Origin of the sequence: Saccharibacillus sp. CPCC 101409 (assembly GCF_030518235.1) — a bacterium.
Classification (GTDB): Bacteria; Bacillota; Bacilli; order Paenibacillales; family Paenibacillaceae; genus Saccharibacillus.
In genome coordinates this window covers 295,877-314,295 of record NZ_JAULSA010000003.1, presented here as the reverse complement: position 1 = coordinate 314,295, position 18,419 = coordinate 295,877, and the positions used below count along the sequence as shown (strand labels likewise).

19 protein-coding genes and 1 pseudogene are annotated in these 18,419 nt (G+C 60.7%); 4 read left to right on the top strand and 16 right to left on the bottom strand.

From position 1 onward, the window contains the following. Positions 1-39: 39 nt before the first annotated feature. Positions 40-1,356: a hypothetical protein gene (locus tag QWJ34_RS09310; protein ID WP_302727198.1), complete on the bottom strand. Its 1,317-nt coding sequence runs from the start codon at positions 1,354-1,356 to the stop codon at positions 40-42. 59 nt (positions 1,357-1,415) lie between these two features. Beyond that, the gene (locus QWJ34_RS09305; RefSeq protein WP_302727196.1) at positions 1,416-2,447 is read right to left on the bottom strand and encodes a potassium channel family protein; all 1,032 of its coding nucleotides are present in this window, start codon (positions 2,445-2,447) and stop codon (positions 1,416-1,418) included. Positions 2,448-2,687: 240 nt separating this feature from the next. Here QWJ34_RS09305 and QWJ34_RS09300 point away from each other — a divergent pair, with 240 nt between their 5' ends. Next, positions 2,688-3,200 (top strand): DUF4178 domain-containing protein, encoded by a 513-nt coding sequence (locus tag QWJ34_RS09300; protein WP_302727194.1) that lies wholly within the window; start codon positions 2,688-2,690, stop codon positions 3,198-3,200. Between the two features lie 138 nt (positions 3,201-3,338). Here the strand turns inward: QWJ34_RS09300 and QWJ34_RS09295 are convergent, their stop codons facing one another. The 5 genes from QWJ34_RS09295 to QWJ34_RS09275 are packed head-to-tail and all read right to left on the bottom strand — an operon-like array spanning position 3,339 to position 6,672. Next, complete coding sequence (locus QWJ34_RS09295) at positions 3,339-3,752, bottom strand: DUF350 domain-containing protein (protein ID WP_302727192.1); 414 nt, start codon at positions 3,750-3,752, stop codon at positions 3,339-3,341. Continuing rightward, positions 3,752-4,393 (bottom strand): signal peptide protein, encoded by a 642-nt coding sequence (locus tag QWJ34_RS09290; protein WP_302727190.1) that lies wholly within the window; start codon positions 4,391-4,393, stop codon positions 3,752-3,754. Before QWJ34_RS09290 ends, QWJ34_RS09295 begins: the two co-directional genes overlap by 1 nt. Next, positions 4,394-5,671: a glutathionylspermidine synthase family protein gene (locus QWJ34_RS09285; protein WP_302727189.1), complete on the bottom strand. Its 1,278-nt coding sequence runs from the start codon at positions 5,669-5,671 to the stop codon at positions 4,394-4,396. Continuing rightward, the gene (locus QWJ34_RS09280) at positions 5,668-6,417 is read right to left on the bottom strand and encodes a hypothetical protein (protein WP_368046418.1); all 750 of its coding nucleotides are present in this window, start codon (positions 6,415-6,417) and stop codon (positions 5,668-5,670) included. Before QWJ34_RS09280 ends, QWJ34_RS09285 begins: the two co-directional genes overlap by 4 nt. A 42-nt stretch (positions 6,418-6,459) precedes the next feature. Beyond that, positions 6,460-6,672, bottom strand: a complete 213-nt coding sequence (locus QWJ34_RS09275; RefSeq protein WP_302727187.1) for a hypothetical protein — start codon at positions 6,670-6,672, stop codon at positions 6,460-6,462. A gap of 420 nt (positions 6,673-7,092) precedes the next feature. On the opposite strand from QWJ34_RS09275, the gene QWJ34_RS09270 reads away from it, so the two are divergent. Beyond that, entirely contained in the window at positions 7,093-8,604 is a 1,512-nt protein-coding gene (locus QWJ34_RS09270) for a peptide MFS transporter (RefSeq protein WP_302727185.1), read from the top strand. 243 nt (positions 8,605-8,847) lie between these two features. Here QWJ34_RS09270 and rhaM read toward each other — a convergent pair whose 3' ends face one another. The 7 genes from rhaM to QWJ34_RS09235 all read right to left on the bottom strand — a co-directional run bounded on the left by rhaM (position 8,848) and on the right by QWJ34_RS09235 (position 15,771). After that, positions 8,848-9,165 carry an L-rhamnose mutarotase gene (rhaM, locus tag QWJ34_RS09265; RefSeq protein ID WP_302727183.1) on the bottom strand — a complete coding sequence of 106 codons (318 nt, stop codon included), beginning with the start codon at positions 9,163-9,165 and terminating at the stop codon, positions 8,848-8,850. Between the two features lie 125 nt (positions 9,166-9,290). Then, positions 9,291-10,367, bottom strand: a complete 1,077-nt coding sequence (rlmN, locus tag QWJ34_RS09260) for a dual-specificity RNA methyltransferase RlmN (RefSeq protein ID WP_302727181.1) — start codon at positions 10,365-10,367, stop codon at positions 9,291-9,293. Positions 10,368-10,555: 188 nt separating this feature from the next. Then, positions 10,556-11,851: a glycosyltransferase family 2 protein gene (locus tag QWJ34_RS09255; protein ID WP_302727179.1), complete on the bottom strand. Its 1,296-nt coding sequence runs from the start codon at positions 11,849-11,851 to the stop codon at positions 10,556-10,558. Positions 11,852-11,853: 2 nt separating this feature from the next. Then, entirely contained in the window at positions 11,854-11,988 is a 135-nt protein-coding gene (locus QWJ34_RS09250) for a hypothetical protein (protein WP_302727177.1), read from the bottom strand. A gap of 13 nt (positions 11,989-12,001) precedes the next feature. Continuing rightward, complete coding sequence (locus QWJ34_RS09245; RefSeq protein ID WP_302727175.1) at positions 12,002-12,907, bottom strand: diguanylate cyclase domain-containing protein; 906 nt, start codon at positions 12,905-12,907, stop codon at positions 12,002-12,004. Between the two features lie 62 nt (positions 12,908-12,969). After that, a complete protein-coding gene (locus QWJ34_RS09240; RefSeq protein WP_302727173.1) occupies positions 12,970-14,073 on the bottom strand; it encodes a glycosyl hydrolase in 1,104 nt (367 codons plus the stop codon). 189 nt (positions 14,074-14,262) lie between these two features. Further along, positions 14,263-15,771 (bottom strand): HD domain-containing phosphohydrolase, encoded by a 1,509-nt coding sequence (locus QWJ34_RS09235; RefSeq protein ID WP_302727171.1) that lies wholly within the window; start codon positions 15,769-15,771, stop codon positions 14,263-14,265. 198 nt (positions 15,772-15,969) lie between these two features. On the opposite strand from QWJ34_RS09235, the gene QWJ34_RS09230 reads away from it, so the two are divergent. After that, positions 15,970-16,401, top strand: coding sequence for an NAD-dependent epimerase/dehydratase family protein (locus QWJ34_RS09230; protein WP_368046414.1), 432 nt, complete (start codon positions 15,970-15,972; stop codon positions 16,399-16,401). Positions 16,402-16,416: 15 nt separating this feature from the next. Continuing rightward, a pseudogene (locus QWJ34_RS09225) lies at positions 16,417-17,052 on the top strand (epimerase); the annotation flags it as partial. Here QWJ34_RS09225 and QWJ34_RS09220 read toward each other — a convergent pair. Both QWJ34_RS09220 and QWJ34_RS09215 read right to left on the bottom strand, forming a co-directional pair. Next, positions 17,049-17,336: a hypothetical protein gene (locus QWJ34_RS09220; RefSeq protein ID WP_302727170.1), complete on the bottom strand. Its 288-nt coding sequence runs from the start codon at positions 17,334-17,336 to the stop codon at positions 17,049-17,051. The pseudogene QWJ34_RS09225 and the gene QWJ34_RS09220 sit on opposite strands and share 4 nt — an antisense overlap. A gap of 63 nt (positions 17,337-17,399) precedes the next feature. After that, complete coding sequence (locus tag QWJ34_RS09215) at positions 17,400-18,416, bottom strand: LLM class flavin-dependent oxidoreductase (protein ID WP_302727168.1); 1,017 nt, start codon at positions 18,414-18,416, stop codon at positions 17,400-17,402. Positions 18,417-18,419 lie beyond the last annotated feature (3 nt).

Here is an 18,419-nt window from a genome sequence, read left to right as displayed (position 1 = left end):
ATCGTCTTTAAATCGGCAGCCCTCCGCGCTTCCGCGCGTTTACAGCGACCGGTCCATCAGGAAAACGAACCGGTAAATCTGTCTCGGACGGCCGCGCGGCATTTTCTCGTAACCCGCGATCTCGACCAGTCCCCCGTCCATCCACTGAATCAGCAGACGATGCGCGCTGCGCACCGTAATATTCAGCAGCGACGCCAGTTCGTGCACCTCGTATTCGTATTTCTCGAAGCGGGCCATATGATGCAGCAGTTTGCCGAGATACGCGCCGGTCATGCCGGCTTCCCCGGCCTGCCGGATCAGCTCCGCGTCGATGGGCGCAAGGATGGCGCGCACCGGATCGGCCATCTCCAGCGGCCCGATCAGGGTCGCGTCTTCGCGGATAATAAAGCAGGCGTCCCCGCCCGCTTCTTTGGCTTTGCGCAGCGCGCTTCTGGCGTTGGTTCCCGCATCGTTGGCCGACAGCCCGAACCCGATGCCCAGGCTCAGCGACAGCCCGTAGGACTGGTAAGCGTCTTTGGCGAGCGGAATCGTCTTGTAGCCGCCGGTCTCCCGTTCGAAGATGCCCCGCGTTGTAAAAAATAAATATTCGTCGCCGCCCAGCGCAGTCAGATGTCCGTCGAGCTGCTCCACGTACTGCAGCAGCATACGGTGGATCTCCAGCTTCAACTTCTGCACGTCGTGTTCGCTGGCCCGGTTCATCGCGAGCCGGCCGAAGTCGTCCACGTTGACGATGCCGACCACGATCTGCGCTTCCTTGTTCCGCCGCGACTCAGTCGCAAGCAGCGCCCGTTCCAGAATCACGATGATATCCTGGTCCGACGGTTGAAGCAGTTCGCTTGGAATCGACAGCGCTTCCAAACGCTGCGCCGTGCGTTCGACGCCGGTAAACGCCAGGCCGCAGCGCCCGGATTCGGCCATGTTCCGATGGAATTCCGCCAGGCTGTCGGCCGAAGCGTAAGACGGGCCTTCGTAAACGCAAACGTCCGTCCCTTCCAACCTGAGGTCCGCCAGCGTGCGCGCCACCATCGCCCGCGTCAGCGAATCGACCGAGATTCCTTCGTTCAGGCGTCCTCCGGCAAAAGCTTTGAACAGCGCCCGGTACAGTCCGGCTCCGTTCAGCGGAACGTAGAAGACCGGCACGTTCGTCGCCGCGTTCAGCTTCACTTCCCGGTGGGCGGGCGCGCCGGACAGCAGCAGCGCCTCGGCTTCCGCGCCCAGTTCCGCGGCCGCCGCCACCGCTTCGCCTTCCTCTTCCGCCACCCGCGCCACGGGCCGGAAGGTCGGAAACGAACGCAGCACCCGCAGCACCCGCTCCACAAACGCTTCGGTCCCGATGATTCCGAGTTTGATTTGCATGGTCGGCCTCCTTTTGCTTCGTTTTTGCACGTTTACGCGGTCGGGCCGTCGCTTCGCCGTTATCGGCGGGGCCGCTCTTCTCCGATAATCCTCCGATACGTCTCCGCGTCCGACACTACGTACAGCCGGGCTTCCGCCGGGATCGGCGCGTTCAGTTTGCGGTTGATGCCGAGGTCTTCGCGGTCGGCGATCAGGGTCGCGCCGAGCTCCAGCAGCGCGCGGAACGCGTCGCCGTACGTTCGCCAGGCGGCATTCGCCGGTATTTCGTAGATATCGCTTCCGTTCTCGCGCTTGAGCAGCTGCGTGATGACGTCGGAGCTGCCTTCGTGCAGCGCGGCGCGCACGGCCAGGCGCGAGATGGCGTCGTGCGACAGGATGAACTCGTTCACCTGCGCATGGCGGAAATTCTGCACATGATTCTCCATCGTGATCTCGACGGTCGTATGCACCTGCGGCGCGAGCCGTTCGATGCTGGACACGACCAGCAGCGATTTGCCGTCGATCAGCGCCGCTTCCGTAATACGTTCGTCCGCGAAAACGATCGCCGCCCGGCACGCTTCGATGTTCGCTTTGCGCAGCACGGCGTCGGAAGCCGGATCGCCGCTGATAAAATGCACCTGTTCCAGCTGCTCCAGCGGATGGCGATTGCTTTCGTCGATCAGCACGATCTGCGTTTTCGGCGCATGGTTCAGGATTTCTTCGACGGCCGACTGCGCTTTTTTGCCCCAGTTGACGATAATGACATGTTCTTTTCCTTCAAAAGCCAACGTTCCCGCCCCTCTCTGGCGCTGCACGTCCGCGATGGTATCGATCACTTTGCCGATGACCAGACTGAGCAGCCCGATGCCGAAGATATACAAAAAAATCGTAAAAACTTTGCCTGCGGGCGAAGTGGCGAAATAGTCGCCGTAGCCCACCGTGGCCATCGTCGTCAGCACCCAGTAGAACGCGTTGAACCAGCCGCCGAACGTGGCGGGCTCGATCGCGTAGGCGACCGTGGCGCTGAACAGAACGAAACCGAGAATAATCAGGCCGATATGCGATTTGCGCAGATGCATAAGTCTCGTCGACAGCCGGATAAAGAAATGCAAACCTGCTCCTCCTCGCTTGGAATTGCGCCGCGGATCGTCTAGGATATAAACAATCCGAAACGCGGCGCATCGATACTGCGTACAACCTTTACCGCAAAAATAATCAAGCCTATTACCTTGTCAACTCTTAATCGGAGGTTTACGTTCGCCTGAAATGCACACGCTCCAGGTGCATTTCAGGCGGGCGTAACCTTACCTTTAGCGTTGACAAGTTACTATTCCAGCCTGGAGGTCTGATCCATGTCCATGTTCAAACGCATCCGCAATATCTTCGCCAAACCGGAAGCTCCGCTTGCCGAGCGCGGCATTCTCGATATCGGCCCCGGCGATATCTGCGAAGTCTCGCTCGTCACGTACGAAGTGACCGGCCGGACCCGGAACGCGCGCCGCAGAGCGGTCGTGCTTACGCTGCGCGACGGCGCCAATCTGTCGTATCTCGTCGTCGAAGAACGCGAAGAGAACGTCTACGGCCTGTACCGGCCGATCGACGGCAGGCTCGATTCGATCGACGAAGTGCCTTCGACGATGGAGCTCGACGGCACCGTGTACCATCTCGAAGAACAGTACAACGGTCACGTGGAAACGACCGGACGCACGCCGTTTATGCAGGGCGGCGACCAGTCCGTCTGGCAGTACCAGTCCGACAATATGAAGCTGCTGCGCATCGAATGGATGGACGGACGCTTTATGCTGTACGAAGGCGAAGACATCCCGCCGGCCGACGTGCGCGTCATTCGCGGCGGCGGCGCGTAGGCCGGCGGCTCGGCTGCCGGGCCGCTTCGCTTCGCAGGCGGCCAAGCTCCCAGGCGCCGCGCCCTGCGCGATTTCTCCGCTCAGCTCGATAAGGCCGCGCCCGCTAAGTTAGCGGGCGCGGCCTTTTTCCTGCGGAACTCAGATAATCAGACTGCTGATGGAGATCGCCGTGCCGATAAACACCGCGCACAGCAGCAGTCCGACAGCCACGTTGCCTTTTTCCAACTGCTCGGCGACTTTGAACTTCGGCGTGACCAGATCGAACACCCAGTACACGATCACGAGGCACACCTGTCCAATCAGGAACCAGATCGCCATAAACCAGATCGACGTGTTGGTGTACGCCGAGATGCCGAGAATGATGCCGGTCGCGATAAATTTGCCGCCGAGCGCAAGTCCCACGGCGACGTTGCCTTTCTTCAGCTCGTCCATGTCGTTGAACGGCGTCTTCAGGAAGAAGATCAGCATGCCCACGATTTGCAGCACGATGATCGCAACCAGACTGATCGCCAGGTTAAGAAAAGTCGTTCCGTCGAATCCCAATTCCGCCATCAATTCGCCCACCCCCGAAATTTCGCATATGCCAGATCGTAATCGGCAAAGTCATGCACTTCCTCCAGCACGACGGAAGCCGTTTTGGCGTCCTTCAATTTGCCGTAGCGCGCGTCGTCCACCGGCTGCTTGATGCGGTTGCCCGACGGCAGTTCCACCACGGCAAAGCTGCGCGTCTCGCCGTTGTACGCTGTCCGGTACACGCCGACCACGTCGACATCCGTCGTGACCGACACTTTCAGATTCTCCAGATCGGCCTGCGCCGCCGCTTCGTCCGGATACGACTTGAGCGTCGTCCAGCCGGACAGCTGCACGTCGTTGCGTCCCTGGTCGTCCGTCGTAAGCGCGGCGCTCATGGATTGCAGCGTCCAGACTTTCTGTCCGGTCGCGTAGTTGGCGTCGTTCGGCAGCAGCTCGTTGTCCGGCAGAAGGGTCATATCGCTGCCGACCAGATCGCCCACCTCCCCTGCTTGAATCCGGTAATCCCAGGGCACGGTATTGGTCCCCGGCCCGTCGTCGGCGTTCGTGCTCAGCACCGAGCCGTTCGAGCAGGCGCCGAGCAGCAGCGTCAGCAGCAGAACGGCCGCCAGAACCGGAAGCCGGCCCGGCCGCCTGGCGGAAACTTCGAATAGTTGCCGCATTCATTTCACTCCCAACGCGATAAAATGGCTGGCATTGCCGGTGATGAGTCCGCCGGCGCGGCCCAGCAGTCCGCACGGAACGCCGTCGATCACAAACATGCCGGTAAGCAGATGCAGCTCGCCTTCGCAGGTCTCGACATGCGGCAGATCCGCTCTTTTCTGATACACGACCGGAAACAGATCGCTCGTGTCGTAGCCTTCCTCGTCCTGAAGTTCCAGTTCGCCGCCGCGGCCGTACATGCGCACCGAGCCGCCTTCGCGGCCGAACATGGACTTGGACACGTAATCGCCGGAGAACACCGGTTTGTTGTATGTAGGCAACATGTAGCGGGCGATGGCTTCGCGTTCTTCTTCGCCGTACAGCATGCCCAGTTCGTACAATCCCCAGACGACGGCCATCATGCCTTTGGACTGCAGCAGGATCGCGTGCGGGGGATTGAACAGCTTGAGCTGCCCGCTCTCGACCGCGTAAGCCAGCGCTTCGCCGCCGTCGTCGACCGACATCCATTCTTTGGGATACAGCGCGAACATGCGGCCGATCGGCGATCCTTCGCCGTCTTTGACCAGCCCATCGTCGATCGACAGATCGAGGCAGTCGACCAGGCGCATCTCGCGGCCGCTGTGCTTGACCAGCGCTTCGATCGTGCCGGAATCCTCCAGATGCCCGCCGTAAGCGATGCACGCCGCCGTGTCGGGCTGCTCTGCCGCCCAGGCGGCGCGGACGCGCTCCGGCATGGAGCCGTTGACGCTGCGCAGGCCGGTCCGGCCGCAAATCCACGGCGTGGCGATCGACGCTTCCACATAGCCCGTCGGGGTATCGGCGTTCAGTTCAAGCAGTTTGATGGAGACGCCCGGTTCGGCGTTCTCCGCTTGAACCGCGCCTTCCGCGGCGGCTTCCGCTTCGGATTCGGCGGCCCCCTCCGCTTTCACTGCCGATACGGCAAAGTCGAACCGCGCATAGCGGCTGATCTTCGCTTCGTCCGCGACGGGCATCTGGTCGAGCATATTCCACAGCACCGGCGGGATGCCGATCAGCTCGTACAGGTCGCGGCGGCGGTGCACGTAGCGGACCGCTTTGTCGAACACGCTCCACAGCCGGCGCGACGCCTGTTCAAGCTCTTCGTACACGGCCGCGTCCATCGCGGCGGCCTGGTCGATCCAGTACCGCTCTTCTTCGTAGTCGGCCCAGGCGAAGCCCAGCCCGCGCAGCTCCTCCACAAGCGCTTCGCGGCCGGGCGACGGACTGCCGACGATCTCGAATACGTCCGCCCCGCTCATCCGCCGAAAAAGCCTCCGGATTTCGAACCCGACGATTTCGAGCCGGACGAGCCGAGACCGCTCGATTTGCCGCCGACGCTGCCGGAGCCCGCGGACGTGGAGCGGCGCGTAATTTTACCGGTCGAAGTCGACGTTTTCGGACGCACCGTCGATCCCGTCACCTGGCGGTTCTGGAAGCTGCCGCTGCTGTAGGTGCGCGGCGTGTACGGCGTGCTCGTGCCGGCGTAATAGCCGCGGCGGCCGTCGTACCAGCCGCGCGACGAATACACGCCCGCGTTGTTGAACAGAAAATGATACAGCAGCATGTCGTCCCAGCCGAAGCCGGAACCGTAGCCGCCGTAGTAATTGTTGACGACCGTCGCCTCGCTTGAATCGCCTGTGCCGGCAGCCGGCGCGGTCGTCTGTTCTTCTTCCTGAAGCTGCTCCTCGGTAATCGGCAGGCTCCAGTCCACGCTCGGGTCGTAGTACTGCTTCACTTCGTCGGTCGACCACTCCGTCAGCTTGGGCTCGGACGAGCCGGAGCCGCCGGACGTTCCCGAAGCGAGCGCGCCGCCCGGGATAAACGCCGCGTTCGCGATCAGCGCGAGGCCCAGCGACGTCGACAGCACTTTGACCGGCCGGCTGAACGACGGTCCGTCGGCAGCGGGCCGCTTTGCTTCGGACGACGGACTCCCGGCGGATGCGGGTTCGCTTTCGGTATGAAGCCGGTTCGTTTTGTCCTTTTCTCCTTGATCCCTATGATCCACGCTTTATTCCTCCTTCGTAGGCCGGGCGCGCGGGCGTCCGGCTCAGCCGTGCATCGGCACGAGCAGCAGCTCCAGCTTGCCCGTGTCCACGTTCAGGCGCCCTTCGACCGCTTCGTATTCCCGGCCCTGCACGACCAGGTAGTTCGCGTGTTCCAGCGCCGCCACCATATTCATGCTCCAGGAGCGCTCTTCGATCTGCCGCAGCTCGCCCCCGACCATTTTCTCGAATAATACGACTCCGATATCCTGCGTCATTCCGGCATCCTCCTTCCGCTTTTTGAGACCGGCGGCCCCGTAATATCCCCGACTATTTTATATCCACAAAAAGACTCGTTGACTTACGCTTGTTCTATACGCGCTCCCCAATGATCCGTTGCGCGCAAACGCGGGAATTACCGAAAAATGTTCACCCCCGGATATTCCCATCCAGCATACGATTTCTGTTTGTCGAAGGCAATATTCCGGGCGGGCGGCCGCCGGACGGAAAAATCGGCTTGCTCGCTGCGGCGCGGTAAAAAACGCCCAACTGTTCGGCGCGCAGGCCGTAAACTTCTTGCCCGAAGCAAAAAAAAACGAAAATATATGCCACATGACATAGACGAAACGCCTATTTTGGGTTATCTAAGGAGAGGCGCTGTTTTGCAGGCGCTGTTTTTGACAACATGGAGGGGTTTCATGAGAGGCGAGAGAGAACAAAATGCCGAGATCACCCGGCAAAATATTGTGGACAGCGTGCCGCAGACGGGATTTTTCGGGCATCCGAAAGGTCTGCTGACGCTGTTCTTCACGGAGTTCTGGGAACGGTTCTCCTACTACGGGATGCGCGCGCTGCTCCTGTACTATATTTACGACACGACGATCAACGGCGGGCTGGGCTTTACGCAGGCCACGGCGGCCGCCATCATGTCGGTATACGGATCGCTGGTCTACATGTCGAGTATTATCGGCGGCTGGCTTGCGGACCGCGTGTTCGGCAAAGCGAAGTCGCTGTTCTACGGCGGCGTGCTGATTATGCTCGGTCACATCGCGCTGGCTTTCCCGGGCGGCGCGAACACGCTGTTCCTGTCGATGGGCCTGATTATTATCGGCACAGGGATGCTGAAGCCGAACGTATCGAGCACCGTCGGCGAACTGTATGCGGAAAGCGACAACCGGCGCGACGCCGGATTCAGCATCTACTACATGGGCATCAACATGGGGGCGTTTATCGCTCCGCTGATCGTCGGCACCGTCGGGCAGAAAGTCAATTATCATCTGGGCTTCTCGCTGGCGGCGATCGGGATGCTGGCGGGCCTGCTGGTCTTCTTGTTCACGCGCAAAAAAATGCTCGGGCTCGCCGGCGTCAATGTGCCGAATCCGCTTACGGCCGAAGAGCGCGGCCGCGTGCTGACGCGCCTGGGCATCGGAGCGGCCGCGATCGCGGCGATCGTCGCCGTAGCGATCTGGCAGAAATGGCTGACCATCCATTCGTTTACCGTTACGATCAGCGTGCTCGGCGTGCTGATTCCGATCGCTTACTTCACCGTCATGCATACCAGCAGCAAAACGACGGAGATCGAACGTTCCCGGCTGCGCGCTTATATCCCGCTGTTTATCGCGGCGGTCATGTTCTGGTCGATTCAGGAGCAGGGCTCGACTATTCTCGGCATCTACGCCGATACGCGGACGCAGCTCGACTTCGCGGGCATCCATATCGAGCCGTCCTGGTTCCAGTCGGCCAACCCGCTGTTTATTATCGTGCTGGCGCCGGTCTTCGCCTGGCTCTGGACTTCGCTCGGAGACCGGCAGCCGAGCGTTCCGGTCAAGTTCTCGCTCGGCCTGCTGTTCGCCGGATTGTCGTTCCTGGTGATCCTGCTGCCGGCGCAGCTCGGCGGAGGCGGACTCGTGAATCCGCTCTGGCTCGTGCTCAGCTACTTCGTCGTCGTGCTCGGCGAGCTGTGCCTGTCGCCGGTCGGCTTGTCCACCACGACCAAGCTGGCGCCGGCCGCGTTCTCGGCCCAGGCGATGAGCCTGTGGTTCCTGGCCCCGGCCGCGGCGCAGGCGATCAACGCATTGATTGTCCAGCTGTATTCGGAAGACAACGAAATGATGTACTTCGGCACGATCGGCGGCCTCTCGATCGCGCTTGGCGTCGCGCTGTTCCTGATCGCTCCGGTGATCCGCAAAGCGATGCGGGGGATTCATTAAAAGTAAAAGGCCATTGCTGCAAATCGGCAGTAATTCCGGCCGTTTGGAGCGGACAGGCGACGATTGCTGCATATCCGCAACAAAATAAAAGCGAATCGGCCGTTTAGGGTCCGATTCGCTTTTTTATTGCGCAAATTGATGCGGATCTGCATCAATGCCTGCTCCAAGCCGCTTTATCCGCCGAATTTGCTGCGGATTTGCAACAACGGTTAAGCGCGGCGCTTTTTGCATGTCCAATCCGCTCTACTTCTCCAGATGGAAGACTTCCTTCAACTCCTGCGACACCGGACTGTGATCGGGATTCGTTTCCATAATGTCCTGCATGTAATCCCACCATTTGCGGCAGGTTTCCGTATCCGCCGACTTCGCCCACAGCTCCTCGTCTTCGATCTCCAGATAAGCGAACAGCGTGTCGGTATCGGTGTCCAGAAAGATCGAATAGCTGAGCATGCCGTGCTCTTTCAGCATCTGTTCCATCTCCGGCCACAGCTCGTCGTGCCGCCGGCGATATTCCTCGTGGTGCTCGCGGTATACTTTCATGATCGAAGCTTTGCGGATCATATTCTTCTTCCTCTCCGTTCAGGGAATAAATACGGCTTCCGTCTCAAATTATAAAGCTTTCCGCGCAAAAAAACAGGCTCCGCCGATTGGCGAAGCCTTGAATTCCGCAATCTTGAATTCCGCAATCAAGAAACCGCGGTTCCTTCATTCTTCATCTGCTTGCTGCGCAGCTGTCCGCAGGCGGCGTCGATATCGGTGCCGTGCTCCATGCGGACGGTGGCGTTGATCCCGCGCTTCTTGAGCACGTCGTAGAAACCGTCGATCGCTTCCGCCGTGCTGCGCTGGTACTGGCTGTGCTCGTCGACCGGATTGTACGGAATCAGGTTGATGCTCGCGAGTTCCTTGAACTCGTCCAGCAGATCGGCCAGTTCCGCCGCCGTTTCGCGGCCGTCGTTGACTTCGCTCAGCAGGATATACTCGAACATGATGCGGCGGCCCGTGGTGTCCAGGTAGTAACGCACGGCGTCCATCAGCTTCTCGATCGGGAACGCGCGGTTGATCTTCATGATGCGCGTGCGCAGCTCGTTGTTGGGCGCGTGCAGCGAGATCGCCAGATGCGTCTGGGTGCCGAGGTCCGCGAACGCGCGGATCTTGTCCGGGATGCCGCTGGTCGACACGGTGATGCGCTTCGCCGCGATTGCCAAGCCTTTACGGTCTTTGACAATCTCCAGGAAGTTGATCAGGTGCTCGAAGTTGTCGAACGGCTCGCCGATGCCCATCACGACGATATTGGTCACTTTGTCGCCGCTGCCGGCCGCGTCCAGGTAGCGCTGCACGGTCATGATCTGCTCGACCACTTCGCCGGCGGTCAGATCGCGGCTTTTCTTGATGAGGCCGCTCGCGCAGAAGCTGCACCCGATATTGCAGCCGACCTGCGTGGTGACGCAGACGGACAGGCCGTACTTTTTGCGCATCAGCACGGTCTCGATCAGGCTGCCGTCATGCAATTGAAGCAGAAACTTGACCGTGCCGTCGGACGCTTCCTGCTTGACGAATTCGGTCATCGTATTCAGCGAAAAATGTTCCCGGAGCAGGTCCAGACAGGCGGCGTTCACGGCCGTCATCTGTTCGAACTCCGTCGCTCTTGCGGTATACAGCGCCTCCCAGATATGCGAAGCGCGCGATTTCTTCTCGCCGTGCTCCGTCAGCCAGCCGGACAGCGCATCTAAAGTCAGTCCGTAAATGGACGGTTTGCTGTTCATGGTGAATTGTCCTCTTTTCAAAAACCGTCGGTCCGCCGCCGTATTCGCCGCATTCCCCGGTACGTAAAATTCGGCCCTGCCGCCAAGATGGCGCAGAAGCCGATGATTCGCTCTCCATTGTCCCAAATTTCGCCAGAAAACTCAAGGCCGAACCGCTTATTTTATCCGATCCGGCCTACCTTCTGCATCTAACCGAAACGCTGGGTCTTATACCACTTCGCCTTGCGCCCGGTTACCCGGTCGACGATCATCTCGCCGAGGGCCCGGATCGAGATCAGGATAAACAGCTGCGCATACGTAAAGTAGGAGATGCAGGAAAGAATAAAGTTGCGCGTATTGCTCTGCCCGATATCGGTCGCGAGCGCCAGATTGATCTGGAGCACGTACAGATAGTACATCAGTCCCCAGGCGACGACCAGGTACACGTATACGTCCCCGCTGAACTGAAACGGCGAATACACTTCCGGGCGGAACCAATGGATAACCCGATACACCAGATTGACTATGAAAATGAAATCGGAGATCAGGATCGCCGCCATGAACCAGAAGTAGCTCGCGGCGTAATAGATCACCTGGATCTTGACCCGCCAGTTCGTCCGGTCGAACAGATGATGCAGATTGCCGAGCACCACGTCGAAATTGCCTTTGGCCCAGCGGCGGCGCTGCTTCGCGTACACGTCCAGGCTTTCCGGTTCCTGCTGGTACGCTTCCGCGCGCGAAGCCAGCGCGATCAGCTGTCCGCGCCGCAGGATTTCGAACGAAATCGCGGTATCTTCGGTAATGGCGTCGGTATCCCATCCTCCGATCTCGCGCAGCAGTTCCGCTTTGATCATAAAGTTGGTTCCCGGGATGGTGCCCACCTTGAACAGCTGCCAGAGCCCGGCGTGGTAAATGCGCTGCGCGGTCACCAGCTCCAGATTGACGCAGCGCGACAGGAAATTTTGGCCGCGGTTGCGCGCTTTGTTGCGGCCGAACACGGCGCCGTAGCGCTGCGGATTCTCAAGCGCCGTCTGCACCAGGAACAGCAGCGCGTTCTTCTCGGGAGCGGCGTCCGCGTCGTAGATGCAGACCCACTCGCCCCGGGCAAGCTCGAACGCATCGTTGAGCGCGCCGGATTTGCCGCCGGTTCCGGTGCGCTCCAGCACGGTAAAATCCCGCTGTGCGTAGTCGGGACGGCTTTTGAGTTCGCACAGCTTCTCCGCGGTCGCGTCGGAGCAGTTGTCCGCAATGACGATGAACTGAACTTTTTCCGCCGGATAATTCAGCTTGAGGACGTTCTCCGCGGTGGCGGCGATTACCAGTTCTTCGTTATGGGCGGGGACGAGCACGGTTACGGTCGGATAGGCACTCGTATCGCCCGTAATGCTCCACGGCCTTCTCCGTTCTTTGTAGATAAAACGGGTGGCGCCGGCCATGATCAGAATCGCTTCGAATACGGCCAGCCAGATACTGATGATCGACAGCAGCAGCAAAATATCGGACATGCTCAGCGCCCCCGATCGTAATCGCGGTTCACCCGGGCGCGGAACAGCAGCGTCATGACCGACAGCGTCAGGATGGCGAGGGCGAATATCGCGCTGACGGCGACGCACAGCGGAATAAACCAGCTTTCGTAATGCATTCGTTTCACCTTCTCAAATATATTCCCCGATCAGGTCGGTCTCCGCGTTGCGTTCCAGCGCGGCGAGCACGGCGTTCACATCGGCGTATTTGTCGAACTGCTCGGCCTGGAACACCAGCGCGCCGGCGCGAATGACGAACTTGAGCGGACGTCCGTCCATGTTCAAGATCTCGGTATCCATCATCGCGTTCTTGATGCGTTCTTTCATCGCGTCCACATCATCCGGCCGGGCCAGCGGGCAGATGACGACGAACCGCCCCGAGCCGATGCCGAACTTGTAATCTTCGAACCGGATCTGCCGCTGGATGGTTTCGGACAACTCCAGCAGCAGGCGGCTGTATCCGGGCGCGCCCAGCGCTTCGCGCACCAGCGGCAGGAAATCGATCTTGAACAGCAGGATGCAGAATCCGTAGCGGTCGGGATAGCGACGCGCCAGATTCGACTGCTTGACGAGCGTGGAAGCCAGCGCCGAATCGCTGCCGAGCGCGGTATCGAAATCGACGTCCGGATTGATGCTTTGCAGCGTCCCGATCCGGTCGGCCAGCTGGCGGGTGCGGATAATATTGCGTTTGAGAAACACGGCAGCGGCCGTATTGGCCGGATACAGCAGCAGCCAGGACCAGGTCAGCAGATTGGCCGGCGCATAAGTGACCAGCCAGACGAAGTAGGCGACCAGGCCCGTAAACGTAAGCACGACGGCCGCTCCCCCGGGCAGAGCAAAGCCGAGCAGCAGCGTCAAAAGACCGGCCGCGACAAACAGCGGAACGGCCGGTCCGGCCGCGGCGTGGGTGTACAGATACGCATAAGCGATTCCCTGCTGGGCCATCGCCAGCAGAATCAGCAGCGTGTAGCCCAGCACCGCCCGGTAATTGGGCAGTTTTCTTCTCATCGAAACCGGGATGGCAATAGAATTAGGCATGGCATTCGATTCCTTTTACAGTAATTGTTCAATGCTGGTATTGAAATGAGACAAGCGTACGTCTAACGATCGTGCAAACGGTCCTCGGCGAGCAGCGGAAGCAGATTGTCGAACACATGGGTATCGCCGTCGAACACGTAGCCGCCCGAATAAGCGCCGTCTTCGCCGCGCAGCGCAAGCATCCGCTTCGCAAGCGCCGCCGCCCATTCGCGGTCGCCTTCTTCCAGCGCCAGCAAAATGGCAAGGCCGTAGACGGAAGGGGATTCGTAATCGGCCGCGGGCTTGCGGCTTTCGCGATCATAGCGCCCGGGCAGCCGCCCGCGCTGCGCGAATTCGCGCCGCAGAAACTCCGTCAGCTCCGACGGCTTTCTGCCGGCTTCCGCGCCGTGCAGGCCGACCAGCAGCTGATCGATCAGATTGACGGTGTCGTCGTAGACGAACCCGCCCGTGGACACCGCATAACTTTTCGGATAGAAAACGCCGTCGACCGGCATATCCCGCAGCAGCGCGGCGTGGCGCTCCAGCATGTCTCCGTCGATCAGTCCGGCCGCATTCATGCGCCGCAGCGCGCCGATATCGTCGTAAGCCAGACTGAACACGGAAGCGGAACGGCCGTTTGCAAAATCGTGAAAATCGACGAAATATTCGCCGCTTCGCACGCTGCGGTTCAGCGTTTCGGACAGCGAAGCGGCCAGGCGCGAATATTCCGGCTCCTCCCACCGGTCGGCGGCTTCGAGCAGCGCCCCGATCACGCGCAGGTCGTCGCCGAGCGCTTCGGTCGTAACGGAAGCTGTTCCGTCTTCGTCCAGCTTCCAATACAGATAGTTCTCCGGCGCCAGGAAAAACCGCTTCAGCGCCGACACCGCCTGCTCGAAGCGGGGCCGATCGCCGCGCTGCGCCGCATAAACCATCCAGAATCCGAGCGATTCCGACAGCGCTTCGCGTCCCGCGACGATATCGGCTTCCTGCGGCTTCGCTTCGCGCAGGTACGTGGCGATCGTTCCGTTGGCGTTCTTCATATGCGTCTCGATAAAAGACTGGGTCGGCGAGGTAAACGGCTGCATCCGGAACGCTCCTTTCAGGCTGTAAGCGACGACCAGCGCCAGCAGACCGGCGGCAGCGAGAGCGAGCAGGCTCCGGCGTAAAAGTTTTCGCTTGTTTTTCATTCTTCGGCTCCTTGTTCAAGAAGAAAAACAATAAATTCCCCCGCAAATTTCTTCTTATCATAATGATTATGAGATAAAAATGCAATTTTAGTCATATCGAACAAAAGTCATGGAGAAGCAAACAAACAAGCCCGACGCGGGCCCGCGCAGGCTTTGAACTTTGTATATGGGCCGTGCGGCCCCGGCGGCTCAAAAGACTTTTTCATCCATATAAGCCGCCCGGATCATCAGAAACTCGCCCAGATGCTCCAGGAACAGATCGGTCAAGACGGGATCGAAATGCCGGCCGCGTTCGCGTTCGAACAGCTCGACGATCTCATCCAGCGGCCATGCTTTTTTGTACACCCGGTCGCTCGCCAGCGCGTCGAACACATCGGCGATCGCGGTGATGCGGCCGTACAGATGGATTTCTTCGCCGCGCAGTCCGTGCGGATACCCGCCGCCGCCGTATTTTTCGTGATGCTGCAAAGCGATGATCGCCGCCGTTTTGAGGATCGGGCGGTTCGAATGCTTCAGCATCTCGTAGCCGGACAGCGCATGCGTTTGCATCAACCGGTATTCGTCTTCCGTCAGCTTGCCCGGTTTGTTGAGAATGGAGTCGCTGATGCCCACTTTGCCGATATCGTGCATGGGACTCGCCAGCTCCAGCAGCTTGGCTTCCTCTTCCGGCAGCCCGTATTTGAGCGCCAGCAGTTTGGTATACTCCGCCACCCGTTTGACATGGAAGCCGGTTTCTTTCGAACGCGTTTCCGCGATCTCGCCCAGCGTGTAAATGATTTCTTTTTGCGTATTCTCGATTTCCCTGCGCAGCTCCAGATTCTCGAACACCGCGTCGGTATTCGTGCAGTACGCTTCGGCCAGATACTGCTCCCACTCGCCAAGCTGCCGGCCGGCGTCGATAAAGATCAGGCGCTCGGTGCCTCCCGCGCCCGGCGAGTAGAACGTGAAGCCTTCCATCGTCATCGAATGCCGGTTGAACGTATGCAGCAGCGGCAGGACGTTGTCCGCATCCAGCGGCAGTTCGTCCGCATTGAGATGCGTGTATTTGCCGACCGACGCCACATTGCGCCATTTGTGCTTGCGCTTCTGGAGCACGATGCCGTCGTAAGCGCCTTTGGTGTTCAGGATCGAGGCCAGATGCCGCAGCACGTCCTGCCCCAGCTCCTCCGGCGATACGGCGTTCAGCACGAGCGAAGACGACAGCGCCGCGTATTCGAGGCTCTTCTTCTCCCGCTCGATCGTTTTGAAATCGCGGTAGGCGCGCAGGGGCACGGCAAGCATCGCCCGCAGTCGTCCCGCTTCCAGTTCTTCCCTCGGCCGCAGCCCGTCGATCTCGTAGCCGAGCAGAATCTCTTCTTCGGCGTCGAAATGCGCTTCGCCCGCCAGGGCCACGATCCGCACCGCGGCGTTGGACAGCGTGCCGCGGACGAATTCGACCAACTCCAGCGCCGCGCAGTCTCCGGCCGGCCCCAGATCCAGCAGCACCACCGCCATGTCCGGCTGATCGGCCAGCTTCTGGCGGCCTTCGCGTTCGCTTTCCGCCAGCGTTACGTTTACTTTTTTTCCTTCGAACTCAAACCCGGCCAATCCGCTGCGCGCGGCCGAGAACAGCTCCCGGTCGCCTGAAACCAGCAGTACGTTCCAGCCGGAATCTGTATGTTTTTCACGTTCTCCGCTCTTCGTCAGTTGTCGTTCCATCCATGTCTCCTCCAGCGATATTTTCAATCGATGCTTGGACTACACCCGTTCTTGCCGCTTGCGCTTCTTTCCGATTTATCGTCAAATTTGCTCATAAATTAAAGCCATTTTGAGGATTTTCGGGTACTAAATTAAAGATTGGAACAAAAAAGCGCTTTCGATTGCAGAATCGATTCGCCGGGAGGAGAGAATGGCCTGATGAGTACGCTTTCGACCGTCGGATCCGAACGGCGCATCGTGTTGGCCGGCGGCACCGGCTTTATCGGCGGCGCGCTGGAGCGGTATTACAAGAAACTCGGTTATCAAGTGGCGATGATCTCCAGACACGACGGACATATCGCATGGAACGACCGGGCCGGCATCGTCGAAGCGCTGGACGGGGCGGAGATGCTCGTCAATCTGGCGGGCCGGTCGGTCAACTGCCGCTACAACGAACGCAACCGCCGGCAGATCATGGACTCGCGGACGCAAACGACGACGATTCTCGGTCGTGTCTTCAAACCTCGAAGGAAGCAGATTTGGCTGAATTTTCGTTCGATGCAAGGAACTTTTCCGAAGGCGTGCCGGGGCACGTCAAGGGAACGTGACGCGGCAGCGGGCGAAAAGGCAGCTAAAGATGCACTTCAGTAGGTTTGAAGACACGCCCTAGGCGAAGCCGTGCGGGAGTGCGCCGATCCGCCGGAGCTGTGGATCAATTCCGGCACGGCGACGATTTACCGCGATGCGCGGGACCGCCCGATGACCGAAGAAGGCGGCGAGTTCGGCAGCGGCTTTTCGGTGGAGGTGGCGAAAGCCTGGGAAAAAGCGTTCTTCGCTTTCGACCTGCCGCGCACGCGGCAGATCGTGCTGCGCATCGCGATCGCGCTCGGCCCGGGCGGCGGCGTGATGACGCCGTACAAGAACCTGGTGCGCTTCGGCATCGGCGGACGCCAGGGGCCGGGCGACCAGCGCTTCAGCTGGATTCATATCGACGATCTGTGTGGCATCGTGGATTACGCGCGGCGGAACAAGGAACTGTCCGGCGCGTTCAACGCTTCCGCGCCGCAGCAGGTCACGAACGCGGAGCTGATGCGCGAGCTGCGCCGCGCTTACGGCCGCGGCTTCGGCCTGCCCGCTCCCGCCTGGATGCTGGAACTGGGCGCGGCCGTCATCCGCACCGAGACGGAGCTGATCCTCAAAAGCCGCTGGGTCGCCCCGGAGCGGCTGCTGCGCAAAGGATACGAATTCCGTTATCCGGAACTGCGCGAAGCGCTGGCGGATATTGCGAAGCGGCGAGTCTAAAAGAGGGTAAGGGGTTGAAAAAGCGAAGCGCCGCCGCAAGCGGTCAGGGCGCGGAAGCGCGAGTGGGCAGGGCGCGGAGGCGCGAGCGGGCAGGGCGCGGATTTGCGCGCAAACGCGCAAATGGATGCCGAAGAAGGGGCATTGCTGCAAATCGGCATAAATCGGAGCCGTTTCGGCGGGAAAACGGCGGCATTGATGCGGATACGCATCAATTCGGAGACAAGAAAGCGCGATACCGGCCAAAAAATCCGGATCGCGCTTTTTTTGTTGCGGATATGCAGCAATCGCGCCCTATCCCGCTTAAACAGGGTCGAATTGCTGCGGATATGCAGAAACGGCCCGAACGGTTAAGTCCCGGCGGCCGGATCGCCGGAAGCGAGACCGGGCAGCCTGAAGGCTTCGGCCAGCAGCCGGTACATCTCGAGTTTGAGCTCGAAATCCGGCGATACCGTCGCCAGCATCAGTTCGTCGGCTTCGTACAGATCCGCGAGCCGGATCAACTGCCGGCGCACGCTTGCGGGATCGCCGACAACCATGCGGGCGCGGCCCGCCGCGATCGCTTCAAGCCGGCGCTCCGTGTACGAACGCGATTCGGCTTCCCCGATCGTCGGAACCCGATCGAGTTTGCGGTCTTCGGCGATATCCAGCAGGTAATCGTCGAAGACGCGCGCAAGCTTCTCCGCCTGCGCTTCGTCGCGGCCGCAGACCGCGAAGAGCGACACGATCACCGCGGGCCGGTCGCCGGGCCGCGCGGGCGCAAAGCGCTCGCGGTAAGCGCGCACCGCCTCGCGTCCGGTCCGGCCGCGAACGAAATGGCCGTAAGCCAGGCCCATTCCGTTCGCGGCGGCGATACCGGCTCCGTCTTCGCTGGAGCCGAGCAGCCACAGCGCCGGCCCGTCCGCCGGCGCCGGCAGAGCCCGCACGTCTCCCGTGCCGCGAATATACGCGGCCAACCGCTCCGCCTGCCGCGGGTACAGGCGGAACGAACCGCTGCGCCCGTCCAGCAGCGCTTTCGACGCCGGCGCCGCTCCGCCGGTAGAGCGGCCGACGCCGAGATCGATCCGGCCGGGGTACAGCGCCGAGAGCACCGAGAAGCTCTCCGCCACCTTGAACGGGCTGTGCATCGGCAGCATTACGCCGCCGGAACCCACGCGCATGCGGCCTCCGGTCGCCGCCGCCAGCGCCGAGACGAGAATCTCGGGCGCGGAGCCGGCCAGCACCCGGTTGCCGTGGTGCTCCGAAACCCAGTAGCGGGTGTAGCCCCAGCGCTCGGCCGCCTGCGCCAGCCGAACCGATTCGGCCAGCGCCGTTTCGGGCGAGCCGCCCGCGCGAATCTCCGAATAATCCAGTATGGACAGCCGCATCGT